Origin of the sequence: Marinobacter sp. UBA2498 (assembly GCF_002341575.1) — a bacterium.
In the GTDB taxonomy this organism is placed as follows: Bacteria; Pseudomonadota; Gammaproteobacteria; order Pseudomonadales; family Oleiphilaceae; genus Marinobacter; species Marinobacter manganoxydans.
The window spans coordinates 76,663-88,832 of record NZ_DDOI01000029.1 but is presented as its reverse complement, the minus strand read 5'-3'; the positions used below and the strand labels follow the sequence as shown (position 1 = coordinate 88,832).

Below are 12,170 nucleotides of genomic sequence, written 5' to 3'. Positions count from 1 at the left end.
GCGGCGAGGGCGCGGGCGAAATCGACGATGCCGGTTTTATCACTCACGCTGATCAAAGCGCGACGGACGGAGGTGTTAGCCTGGTTTGCCATGGGTCACTTTCTTCGCTGGAGATGAACGAATAAGGGCCTCGCGAATGGTGTCCGGGAGGCCCTCTTCAAATCAGGGTGTCTGGATTATAGCAGACCGTACTGCTTCAGCTTTTTGCGCAGGGTCCCGCGGTTCAGGCCCAGCATGGTGGAGGCCTTGGTCTGGTTGTTGCGGGTGTATTTCATCACCTGTTCAAGCAGCGGGGCTTCCACTTCGGAAAGCACCAGCTGGTAGACCTCGGTCACCGGAGCGCCGTCCAGTTGGGCGAAGTAGTTTTTCAGGGCGACCTCAACGCTGTCGCGCAGGGTGACGGTGTTGCCGCTGCTGTTCACCGTCTGCAACTGATGGATATCATCGTTGGCCGGGGTGCTCAGGTTGTCGTTTGCCAAAGTCTCAGCGCTCATGCTGCGAATACCTCTCCATTTCGTAAGCCTGCAAAATACCGTTGAATCGTGTCTCTCTGCTCCAGCGCATCGTCGATCGCGTTGAAGCGTTTGCGGAACTGTTTACCCGGATCGTGGGACTGCAGGTACCAGCCCACGTGTTTTCTGGCAATACGCACGCCCATGGTCTCACCATAGAAAGCATGCAACGCCTGGAGATGCTCGGTCAGAATTTCCTCGACCTCATCAAGCTCCGGTGCGGCCATGTGGCTACCGGTTTCCAGGAAATGCCGGATTTCCCGGAAAATCCAGGGGCTGCCCTGGGCAGCGCGGCCAATCAGCAGGCCGTCGGCGCCGGTATGGCGAAGGACGTCCCGGGCTTTCTCAGGCGATGTAACATCCCCGTTGGCAAACACCGGAATGCTGATGCGGGATTTCACATCGGCGATGGTGTCGTACTCGGCATTGCCCTCGTATTTGTCCGCACGGGTCCGACCGTGAATGGCCACTGCCTGAATGCCGGCATCCTCCGCCATTCGGGCAATAACCAGTGCATTGCGGTTTTCCCGGTCCCATCCGGTTCGCATCTTGAGGGTGACTGGGACATCAACCGCCTGAACCACCGACTCCAGAATGTCGCGAACCAGGGCTTCATCTTTCATCAGGGCGGAACCGGCGGCCTTGTTACAGACCTTCTTGGCCGGGCAGCCCATATTAATGTCGATGATCTGGGCGCCGAATTCCGCATTCTGACGGGCGGCATCGGCCAGCATTTGCGGATCGCCGCCGGCAATCTGCACCGAGCGGGGCTCAGGCTCGCCTTCATGGTTCAGGCGGGTCTGTGATTTGCGCGTATGCCAGAGTTTGCTGTCCGCTATGACCATCTCCGACACCGCCAGACCCGCGCCCAACCTCCGGCACAAAAGACGGAAAGGGCGGTCTGTCACGCCAGCCATGGGCGCAACAATCAAGGGGTTGGGCAAAGTGTACGGCCCGATTTTTGCCGTTGGCAGCATGATCTGAGTCCGTGTCACAGCGGGTTAAGCAAAGGTCGGGCTGAGCGGTTGTTCAATAAGTAACCGATCCAGCATCCGAAGGGCGGTAATGATACCGCCGGGTGGACAATGATTGAAGGGGCTGGGCGGTGAAAAAACTGATTATTTTTCGCCCTTTCTGGTTGACTTTTGTTCTGTACGATGACCGTCGGGAATGGCTGTCGAGTGAATACTTGCTTACGGCATCAGGGTGCGTGGGGGCGGAAGAGGATGTTGTAATTCACCGCGTCACGGCCCGGATCCCGAATGTTGATGGCAATGCGAACGGGAGTATCCGTGGGCATGGCGTCCAGCTCCCGACCTTCGCCGGCCAGGTACTCCTCAGGCGTGAACAGACTCTGTGCCACCACATCGCCATTCAGGTTGGAAAAGGTGAGGGCAATGGCGGGAAAGGGTTGCTCGAAGTCGGCCCGGTTAATGATCACGGCATCGACCACCAGTTGCGAGCGATTATCCGGATCGGTTCGCACCACCAGTTTCCGGCTCTGGATGGCTTCCACATTGATCAGCGGTTTGAGTTCGCAGCCGGCCAGTTCACAGCCTTTCTCATAGAAGGGGCGCAGCTCGGGGATGGCCGACAGTCGATCGAACTGGAACCAGGTTACCTGGGCGATCAGAACACCGATCAGACCCAGTACAATCACGCTCCACACGATCGTGCGGACGCCACTTCCACCGGAATCGACAGCAACCGGCTCCCGGCGTAGATCCCGGAAGGGCGGGTCGGCATGGAACGCGTCGGCCGGTCGCTCCGGCTCATCAAAATCGAAACCGGATTCGTCCACAAAGTCATCGAACGGATCAGAATCTTTGGCCGGCCCGGTCGCCGCGGAGGAGGGTGTTCCGGTCTGCTCAAACACCGGTTCTTCCTCCAGGCTCAGCTCAGGGCGAGGTGCTGGCCTCGGCTCCGGTTCGGGAGAGGTGTCTTCAGGTTCCGGTTCGGGGGCAGGCTCGGGGCGCTGGGGGGCAGAAGGTTTTCGGGATGCTGGCTCGTCATCCTGAAGAATGGCTTCGGCCCAGCTCTCATCGACTTGCTCATCGGGGCCGTCGGTGTCAGCGTCTTTGTAATCTGTTTCGTCGCGCTCATCAAAGCTGCGGAAACTATCGCTTAACTCGTCATCGGAGAAGGTCAGCTTGGTGCCGGCGTAAGGCCCTTCCGCCGCATCTTCTTCCGGGTTATCGGCGAAGACAAAATCCTCCTCGCTGACGCCGGAGCCGGAGGTAGAGCCGGCAGGCGATGATGCACCTGCGGGTTGTGCCGGGGTGGCGGGGGTTCGTGGTTTCTCGCCACCGCCTGGGATAACCTGGTGCTCAATGGCATTGAACACCTTCATGCAGTTCCCGCAGCGCACTTTGCCCTTGGCAATGCCAAGCTGTTCTTCGGTTACCCGGAAGCGGGTCTGGCAATTCGGGCACTGTGTCTGCAGGCTGCTCTGGGTCATGCTTCTTCCTGAAAGCGACTAGGCTACGAGTTTCGGAGTTTAGTCGTTAAGACCGGTTTCGTCATCTGTCGTGGCGCCGTCCTGTGAGGCGTATCCACTCTTCCCGCTGCTCGGGCTCGTCCATGACGAACCATGGCTCATAGGCGGCCATTACTTCCCGGGCCTGGTTAGACAGGATGCCGGACAGCACCAGATCGCCGCCGGGCCTGGTCCGCGAGGCAAGATGGGGAGCAAGGCCGATCAGGGGCTGGGCCAGGATGTTGGCAAGCATGATGTCGGCTTTGGTCTCGGGCTCGTTGTCTGGCAGGAACAGGTCCAGCTTGCTGTCTTCGACACCGTTGCGGCGGGCGTTTTCCCGGCTGGCTTCGAGGGCCTGCGGGTCGGTATCGACACCAATCACATGGTCTGCGCCAAGGAGCAGGGCCGCAAGGCCGAGAATGCCGGAGCCACAGCCGTAATCGATCACCTGCTTGCCATGGGGATCCTGGCCATCAAGCCATTCGAGGCAGAGGGCCGTGGTTGGATGGGTGCCGGTACCGAAGGCCAGACCGGGGTCCAGCATCAGATTCGCCGCATCCGGGTCAGGTGCGTCATGCCAGCTCGGGACGATCCAGAGCCGCTCGCCGAATTTCAGGGGCTGGAAATCGTCCATCCAGGCCCGTTCCCAATCCTTGTCCTCAACCAGAGTGACGTCGATTTCCGGAAGGGCCTGCTGGGTTTGCTGGTGCCAGGCATCCCGGATATCGGCGCAGAGCTGCTCGATATCCCGGCCGGAATCGAACAGCCCGGTCACCGTTGTCTGGCTCCATAAAGGGGTGGTGCCGGGGTCCGGCTCATAGAGGGGCTGGTCGGCGGCATCTTCCATGGAGACGGCGTCAGAGCCCATCTCCATGAGCAGATCCTCCAGCTGATCCGCGTTGTCCGGATCAGCCGGGATCTGGAGTTGTATCCAGGGCATGATTAATCCCGCATCAGTTTCTCAAGGTAGTGGATGGTGAAGTCTACCTGTTTAAAGCCACCATCGCGTACCAGTTTCCGATGCAGTGGTTGATTGGTCTTGATGCCCTCGACCACCAGTTCGTCCAGCGCGTTCTTCATCCGGCGCCGGGCAATGTCCCTGTCGTCGCCCCAGGTGATCAGTTTGGCCACCAGGGAATCGTAGTAGGGGGGAACCGTGTAACCGCTGTACAGGTGAGAATCCACCCGCACACCATTACCGCCCGGGGCATGGAAGTGTTTAACCTTGCCGGGGCTGGGGATAAAGGTTTTCGGATCCTCGGCGTTGATCCGGCACTCCATGGCGTGGCCGGAAATCCGGATGTCGTCCTGGGTGTATTGCAGCGGAAGGCCGCTGGCAATGCGGAGCTGTTCGCGGACGATATCAACACCGGTGACCATCTCGGAGACCGGATGTTCTACCTGGACACGGGTGTTCATTTCGATGAAATAGAACTCGCCGTCCTGATACAGGAACTCGAACGTACCGGCGCCCACATAACCGATTTCCTTACAGGCATCGGTACAGGCTTTCAGGGTGCGTTCCCGGGATTCCGGATTGATGTTCGGAGCCGGTGCTTCCTCTATTACCTTCTGGTTCCGGCGCTGCATGGAGCAGTCGCGATCGCCCAGGTGAATGCAGTTGCCATGCATGTCGGCAAGTACCTGCACTTCCACGTGACGCGGGGCTTCCAGGAACTTCTCGAGGTAAACCGTCGGGTCGCCGAAGGCATTTTTGGCCTCGCTCTGGGTGATCTGGACACCCTTGAGCAGGGCCGCTTCAGAATGGACCACCTGCATCCCGCGGCCGCCGCCACCGGAAGCCGCCTTGATCATGACGGGGTAGCCAATTTCCTTGGCAATCCTCAGGGTCCGCTCTTCATCGTCGTCCAGCGGGCCATCGGAGCCCGGCACGGTCGGAACGCCGGCCTTGATCATGGCGTTGATGGCGGACACCTTGTTGCCCATCAGCCGGATAGTCTCGGCCTTGGGGCCGATGAAGCGGAACCCGCTCTTTTCCACCTGTTCGGCAAAATCGGCGTTCTCGGCAAGGAAGCCGTAGCCGGGGTGAATACCCACGGAATCGGTTACCTCGGCGGCGCTGATGATGGTAGGGATGTTCAGGTAGCTGTCGGTCGCGCTGTTCGGGCCAATACAGACAGACTCGTCGGCAAGCCGTACGTGCATCAGGTCGCGATCGACCTGGGAATGCACTGCCACTGTCTTGATGCCCAGCTCCTTGCAGGCGCGCAGAATCCGGAGGGCAATTTCACCCCGGTTTGCGATCAGAACTTTTTCTAACATGGCCATGAGTAGCTATCACCGCGTTCAGGAAATGACGACCAGGGGCTGGTCAAACTCAACCGGCTGGCCATTCTCGACCAGGATGTCCTGGATGGTGCCGCTCTTGTCGGCCTCAATCTGGTTCATCATCTTCATGGCTTCCACGATGCAGATGACATCACCCACATTGACGGTCTGGCCAACTTCCACAAACGCCTTGGCGGTGGGCGAGGGTGAGCGATAGAAAGTGCCTACCATGGGAGACTTCACGCTGTGTCCGGCCGGGGCCGCTGGCGCAGAGGACTCTTCCGAAGCCGGAGCGGACGCTGCCGGCGCCGGAGCTGGCTGCTGGGCAGGCGCTGGCGCAGGGTAGTGGCTCACGTACTGGGTGCCGGCAGCCGGTTCACGCCGGCGGGAGATGCGTACCGAATCGTCGGCCTCGTGAATCTCCAGCTCCTCGACGTCAGATTCCTCGAGCAGCTCAATCAGTTTCTTGATTTTACGAATATCCATAGTCAGTCCAGTCCCGTTTTGTCAGGTCTATCGGTGAATGCGTTTCAGGGCTGCCTGGAGTGCGAGGTCGTACCCCTGGCTACCCAGCCCACAGATAACGCCTTCGGCGATATCCGAGAAATAGGAGTGATGCCGGAACGGTTCCCGGGCATGCACGTTCGAAAGATGCACTTCTATAAATGGAATTCCCGAGGCCAGCATGGCGTCGCGCAGGGCAACGCTGGTATGGGTGAAGGCGGCGGGGTTGATGATGATGAAGTCCACGCCTTCCGCCCGCGCCTCGTGAACCCGCTCAATCAGTTCGTATTCGGCATTTGATTGCAGGTGCAGCAGATGATGCCCATGCTCTGCTGCCAGTGAGCGCAACCGGTCGTCGATGTCTGCCAGTGTCTCGTAACCATAGACCTCCGGCTCGCGGGTACCGAGCATGTTGAGGTTGGGTCCGTGGAGCACGAGAATTGTCGACATGGTTCTGTCTGCCTTGATGTCTTTTTACAGGATCGCCGATTTTAACGGCATGTTCCCCCAATGGTGCGTGCTTGTTTTGTTCAGATCAACACTTTTTGACAATCGTTCCTGTTGTCCATTGGTCGTAAAAAGCCGGCAAATGAATCGAAACGGGATCTTTCCGCTGATGACAATCATTGTCGTGAACGGCGGAACGAACTTCCATACGACGTTGGTTTCATAAAAGGTAGCAGCCGGGCAGTGACTGAGCCATGCCCGACCGAAAATTGTCTGAAAAGTCTGGGGGGAGGGATTCGGGCCGCGGCACGGCCCGGATTCAGGAATCTGCCAGGGTTACGCAGTTGCGGCCAAGCTCCTTGGAGCTGTACAGCGCACGGTCGGCCCGCTCGCACAGTGCCTGGGAAGTGTCGTCGTCCCAGGCTGCGATGCCACAACTGAAGGTGACATTGAATTCCCGGTCGCCGGCCGGTTGCTGCAACTCGGAGAATCGCTCCCGGATTTCATTGAGAACGTTCCGGGCATCGCTCGGACGGGTGTTGGGCAGGATGATGGCAAATTCCTCACCACCGTAGCGTCCGATGTGGTCGGTCTTGCGCAGGCGTTGTTTGAGGAACATCGACAGGCTGCGCAGTACCCGGTCGCCGATCGGGTGGCCAAAGGTATCGTTCACCTTCTTGAAATAGTCGATGTCGATCATCGCAAAGCACAGCGGCTGTTGTTTCTGGCGCGCCCGCACGATCTCCTGGTCCAGCAGGTGGAGGGTGTGGGTGTGGTTGAACAGGCCCGTCAGGCTGTCGCGAATCATCAGGGCCAGCAACGAGCGGGCGCGTCGCCCGCGATTGTGGATCGTGGCAATCAGGTGTTTCGGGTCGATCGGTTTGGTCAGGAAGTCGTCGCCGCCCAGGCTCATGGCATGGAGCTGTTTCGTCACGTCTTCCTCGGCCGAGAGGTAAATGATGGGCACGCTGTGAAAACGGTCCTGCTGGCGGATCACCCGGGCGATTTCCATGCCCGTACAGCCCGGCATATACATGTCCAGGATGATGATCTCCGGCGAGAACTCCTCCAGGGCGTGGATGATCTGCATCGGGTCGGTGATGATGTGGGCGGTCATACCCGCTTTCTTCAAAACCGTTTCCATATATTTCGCCTGGGCCCGGGAATCATCCAGAACCAGGACCTTGTAGGGCTCCACGGTGTTGCCGTGGGTGTAGGTCTCGATCTTTTCGATCAGTTGCCCCGGATCGACAGCAGGGTAGAAGAACTCTTCCCCGCCGCAGCGGGAAGCCTGCAGACGGGTCTCGATAGAACCGTCCTCGTCACTCATGAAAATAATCGGAATCGGCGTATCGTGTCGTTCCTGCAGGCGTTCGATGGTGGTAATGCCGGCATTGGGCGAGCCGCCAAAATTGACGTCTACCAGGATGGTTTCCGGCTTGTGCAGTGCGCAGGCTTCGGTCAGTTCATCGGCATTGGCAAAAGCGGATGCCCGGAAGCCGAAGAATTCCAGCTGCCGGATCAGGCGGGCTGCCATTTCCTGGTTGGCCAGGGCAATGTAAACCGGGGTTCGACGAAATTGGTGGGGCGCTTCAGAACTGTTGAGGTCGGTCCTGCGCAGAGTGCTCTGGGACAAGGTCTCGATGGCATCCTGCAGTTGTCGCTCGAGGCTCTCGTTCAGGGCAGATCCGGGTTCCCACTGGTTGATCAGCGCCAGCGTGGTCTGACCGGCCCGGGCGTGGCTGTCCATTTCAAACCGCTGGGCGTAGCGCACCAGTTTGTCCGTAGCCGCGGCGAACTCGTTGCGGTGGGCCGAAGCCTTGTCCCGGTCCTCGTGAATTTTCTGCCAGGTATCCAGAACAACCCGGGCCTGGGTTGTCACACGGCGTGCGAAATGCTGCCTGAGTTTTTCTTTCTGGCTTTCGTCGTTCATGTTGCTCGGGCCTGTCTCTTTTTCATTATTGGTCGTCCTTTCCCGGTGTGGACGATTTTTCAACCTTAGTCCTTTTGCAGAGTCTATAGTGTTTAATGTTGTCGGCGTAGGTTGCGCTATGTAAATGTTTGTCAACTCTGCGGTGCAGGTCACAAACACCTGGCCGGCTGGCTCACAGCCAATGCGGAGAAGCTCCCCATGGCACGGAAGCACATCCCCCTGAAGCAGACGCAACAGGGTGCGGTCACATTGCGAACCCTGCTTCTGGTGTTGACCGGAAGTCTGCTGGTTACCCTGTTGGTTGCGGTGTTTATCACCAGCTACGGTTATTTCCGGGACTATGTCTCGGATCAGCTGGCAGGTCATGCCCGTGACGGGGCCACGGCCATCGGGTTGTCCCTGTCCAATGCCATCGACGGCCGCGATCCGGTCGCCTCCGCCTCCCTCATTGATGCGGTGTTTGATAGTGGCCGCTACCTGTCAGTCAGCTATCTGAATCATCAGGGCGAGCAGGTTGCCGGTCGGGCCATGACGCTCAATAAAGTGGCTGTCCCCGCCTGGTTCCGCGACCTCGCAGATCTTCCGCTGCCAGTTGCCGAGGCAGAAGTCGTCCGTGGCTGGAGCCGTCTGGGAACCGTGCAGGTAATCAGCCATCCCGGTCGCGCCTATGAGGACCTCTGGCGAATCACCGTCGGGTTGACTGCCAGTACTGCCGTCATCGGGGGGATTGGACTGTTTGCGGTTTTCCTTCTGCTTCGTCGTACCCTGCGCCCGCTTCATGCACTGGAGGATCAGGCAAAGGCCCTCGGGCAGCGGGATTTCAGGAGGCGGGTCTCTATCAAGTCGACCCGCGAGATCAATCAGGTGACCGACGCCATGAACCGGATGGCGGATGACCTCGGCCAGCTCTTCGAAGGCCAGGCGAAACTCATTCAGCACCTGCGCCGGGTAAACAACGAGGATTCGGTCACCGGGCTGGCCAGCCGGAGTGCCTTCGACCAGCGCCTGAAGGTGGAGGTGGAGTCCGAGGAAAAGGCGGCACCCGGAATTCTCATGCTGATTCAACTGGCCGACTTTTCGGGATATAACCAGGCCTATGGCCGGAGCGAGGCCGACCGGTTGCTGCTGAGGGTAGCAACCTGGATTGGCGAATTCGTCATGCAGCATGCCGGGTCGTTTGCCGGGCGCCGAACGGGCGCCGAATTTGCCATTTTTCTGCCCGGTGCGATGCCGGCTGATGCCGGTGTCTGGTGTCGTCAGTTGGTCACGGACCTCGATGGGGTCTATGCAGATCTTGCTTCGCCGATGGACACCTCTGTTCATGCCGGGCTGGCGAGAACCCTTGAGGGGCGTGGTGCCCGGGATCTGATGGCGGCCGCGGACGAAGCATTGCGCGCTGCCCAGAGCAGGGTCGAGAGTGGCTGCCATCTGGCTGACCCTGAGAAAGACGGCCATCACAACCTCGAAACCTGGCGGGTGATTATCAGTCAGGCGATCCGCCGGCAGGCCCTGTCGCTGTGGCTCCAGCCTATGGTGAACGAGGGCCGGCTCATGCCGGTCTATCATCAGGTGTTTTCCCGGATCGATTCCGCCGAAGGGGCCTTGAAGGCAGGCACTTTTGTACCAATGGCTGAGCGTTTCGGGCTGATCTCGGAACTTGATCGTCTGCTGGTCCAGCGGGTGCTCGATTGCCTGAAACAGAGCCCGGATCAGCCGCTGGCGGTCTCGCTTGGTAATGCCTCCGTGGCCAGCGAGGCATTTCGCACGGATTTGCTGGACCAGCTGCGGCAGGCTGGTTCGCCGGCAAGGAATCTCTGGATCGGTATTTCAGAACAGGCAATCCATCACCACCGGACCGCGGTGGGCCTACTGGTCCGGGCGTTGGGGCGACTCGGTGTTCCGGTACTGGTCGACCGCTTCGGGGTGGGAGGCGTACCGTTCAGTTACCTGAGAAATCTGAGGTTTCAGGCCCTGCGTATCGACAACAGCTTCATCCACAATATCGACACCCATGAAGATAACCGCTTCTACCTTGAGTCTGTGGTGGCCATCGCTCACAGTCGTGGCGTGAAAGTCTTCGCCACAGGAGTGGAAACTGCCGCGGAATACTCGGTACTCTGTAAACTGGGTATCGACGGGGCCATGGGTTACCATCTGGGCAGGCCGTTTGCCGCTGACAATCAACAGACAGGGGATTAAAAGTCATATGCCAGGCAAAATCAGACAGTACTTCAAGGACAAGAAAGACGATGTTCAGGATTATGCCGGCGGCAGCGGCGTAATTGGCAAACTGATTCTGGCGTTGGTTGTGGTCTACCTGCTGGTGGCGCTGGTGCTCGGCATGATCTGGAGCAGCGAGCCGGACACCTTCTCGGTGCGCGAGCACACGAGGTCGGTGGCCAACACGATGGAAAGGGAGCCCATTACCGGCTTTGCCACCACGGTCACCATGATTCGTATCGCAGAAACCCTGTTAGACAAGCCTGGTGGCTATATTTCCAACGACATTTTCCCGCCTGGACTCTGGCTGGATAACATGCCGAACTGGGAGTACGGCGTTCTGGTTCAGCTTCGGGATCTTTCGCGCGCCATGCGCAAAGACATCAGCCGCTCGCAAAGTCAGTCCGCGGAAGATCGGGATCTGACGATCGCCGAGCCCCAGTTCCATTTCGACAGCGAGAGCTGGGCAATCCCGTCTACCGAGGCCGAGTACCGTCGGGGTATTACCGCTCTGAAGCGTTACCTTGACCGGCTGTCGAGCCCGGAACAGGCCGACGCCCAGTTTTTCGCCCGAGCGGATAACCTGAGCAACTGGTTGGCGGACCTGGAGACTCGCCTGGGAAGTCTGTCCCGTACACTTGGTGAGAGTGTCGGCAAGGCATCGGTATCAGACTCGGTGATCACCATGAACTCCGGTGATCCTCTTGCTGAGGAAGCGACCGGAGAAGACGTGAAGACACCCTGGACCAAAATTGATGACGTTTTCTATGAGGCCCGCGGCAGCTCCTGGGCGCTTCTGCACATCTTCCGGGCAATTGAAGTGGATTTCCGGAAAGTGCTGCAGGACAAGAACGCCATGGCCAGCGTACGGCAGGTGATCATCGAGCTTGAGGGCGCTCAGGGCGAAATGTGGAGCCCGGTGATTCTCAATGGCAGCGGCTTTGGCGTACTGGCCAACCACTCGCTGACCATGGCCGCCTACCTTTCCCGCGCCAACTCGGCGATCAGTGACATGCGGGACCTGCTGTCCCGGGGCTGATGACAGGAGAGTTCGATCCAGAAACAAAAAAACCGGGCGCTAAGCCCGGTTTTTTTATGCCATCAAACCAAGAAGAGTCCGGCTTAGCCTTTGTAGGCGTTAACGGAATCCACGATGGCTTTCCTGGCGGCGTCGGCGTTGTCCCAGCCTTGCACTTTTACCCACTTGCCGGGCTCGAGCGTCTTGTAGTTCTCGAAGAAATGCTTGATCTGGTCGCGCAGCAGCTCGGGCAGATCGTCAATTTCCTTCACGTCATGGTAAGTGGTGGTCAGCTTGTCATGGGGAACTGCAACCAGCTTGGCGTCGCCACCGGCTTCGTCTTCCATGTTCAGCACACCCACGGGGCGGCAGCGAATCACGGAACCGGCCTGGATCGGGTAGGGGGTTACAACCAGTACGTCCAGGGGGTCACCGTCGTCGGCCAGGGTGTGCGGGATGAAACCGTAGTTGGCCGGGTAGAACATGGGGGTCGCCATGAAGCGGTCTACCAGCAGGGCGCCCATGTCTTTGTCCAGTTCGTACTTCACCGGGGAGCTGTTGGCCGGGATTTCGATAGCAACGTAGATGTCTTCAGGCGGGTTCTTGCCTGCGGGGATGTTGTCGAATTGCATGTGCGATCCTTCCTGGTACGTTAAAGGTACGTTTAACTGCGGTTAAAAAGTGGGCGCAATTATACGGGAGTATCCTGCAGTTCGAAACTAAACCTTGGTCGTTGAGTTGGGTGCACGCGGCTATCTGGCGGGGCTTTCC

Annotated in this window: 11 protein-coding genes; 2 read left to right on the top strand and 9 right to left on the bottom strand. The window is 58.9% G+C overall.

Annotation, left to right across the window (positions count from 1 at the left end; genetic code table 11):
* Positions 1 to 176 precede the first annotated feature (176 nt).
* From fis to B2W52_RS02995, 8 genes are all read right to left on the bottom strand, one after another.
* Entirely contained in the window at positions 177 to 494 is a 318-nt protein-coding gene (gene fis, locus B2W52_RS03030) for a DNA-binding transcriptional regulator Fis (RefSeq protein WP_008170934.1), read from the bottom strand.
* Positions 491 to 1,489 (bottom strand): tRNA dihydrouridine synthase DusB, encoded by a 999-nt coding sequence (dusB, locus tag B2W52_RS03025; protein WP_008170935.1) that lies wholly within the window; start codon positions 1,487 to 1,489, stop codon positions 491 to 493. Before dusB ends, fis begins: the two co-directional genes overlap by 4 nt.
* 224 nt (positions 1,490 to 1,713) lie before the next feature.
* A complete protein-coding gene (locus B2W52_RS03020; protein WP_092030463.1) occupies positions 1,714 to 2,970 on the bottom strand; it encodes a DUF3426 domain-containing protein in 1,257 nt (418 codons plus the stop codon).
* Between the two features lie 61 nt (positions 2,971 to 3,031).
* On the bottom strand, positions 3,032 to 3,928 hold the full coding sequence (prmA, locus tag B2W52_RS03015; protein WP_008170937.1) for a 50S ribosomal protein L11 methyltransferase: 897 nt from the start codon (positions 3,926 to 3,928) through the stop codon (positions 3,032 to 3,034).
* Positions 3,929 to 3,930: 2 nt separating this feature from the next.
* A complete protein-coding gene (gene accC, locus B2W52_RS03010; protein ID WP_014578428.1) occupies positions 3,931 to 5,277 on the bottom strand; it encodes an acetyl-CoA carboxylase biotin carboxylase subunit in 1,347 nt (448 codons plus the stop codon).
* Between the two features lie 18 nt (positions 5,278 to 5,295).
* Positions 5,296 to 5,763, bottom strand: coding sequence for an acetyl-CoA carboxylase biotin carboxyl carrier protein (gene accB / locus B2W52_RS03005; protein WP_008170940.1), 468 nt, complete (start codon positions 5,761 to 5,763; stop codon positions 5,296 to 5,298).
* A gap of 27 nt (positions 5,764 to 5,790) precedes the next feature.
* The gene (gene aroQ / locus B2W52_RS03000; protein ID WP_008170941.1) at positions 5,791 to 6,231 is read right to left on the bottom strand and encodes a type II 3-dehydroquinate dehydratase; all 441 of its coding nucleotides are present in this window, start codon (positions 6,229 to 6,231) and stop codon (positions 5,791 to 5,793) included.
* 316 nt (positions 6,232 to 6,547) lie between these two features.
* Positions 6,548 to 8,161, bottom strand: a complete 1,614-nt coding sequence (locus B2W52_RS02995; protein ID WP_008170942.1) for a diguanylate cyclase — start codon at positions 8,159 to 8,161, stop codon at positions 6,548 to 6,550.
* 198 nt (positions 8,162 to 8,359) lie between these two features.
* On the opposite strand from B2W52_RS02995, the gene B2W52_RS02990 reads away from it, so the two are divergent.
* Positions 8,360 to 10,360 carry a bifunctional diguanylate cyclase/phosphodiesterase gene (locus B2W52_RS02990; RefSeq protein ID WP_273158157.1) on the top strand — a complete coding sequence of 667 codons (2,001 nt, stop codon included), beginning with the start codon at positions 8,360 to 8,362 and terminating at the stop codon, positions 10,358 to 10,360.
* Between the two features lie 7 nt (positions 10,361 to 10,367).
* Positions 10,368 to 11,420, top strand: a complete 1,053-nt coding sequence (locus B2W52_RS02985; RefSeq protein ID WP_014578424.1) for a DUF2333 family protein — start codon at positions 10,368 to 10,370, stop codon at positions 11,418 to 11,420.
* An 83-nt stretch (positions 11,421 to 11,503) separates the two neighbouring features.
* Here the strand turns inward: B2W52_RS02985 and ppa are convergent, their stop codons facing one another.
* A complete protein-coding gene (gene ppa, locus B2W52_RS02980) occupies positions 11,504 to 12,031 on the bottom strand; it encodes an inorganic diphosphatase (protein WP_008170949.1) in 528 nt (175 codons plus the stop codon).
* Positions 12,032 to 12,170: the final 139 nt, after the last annotated feature.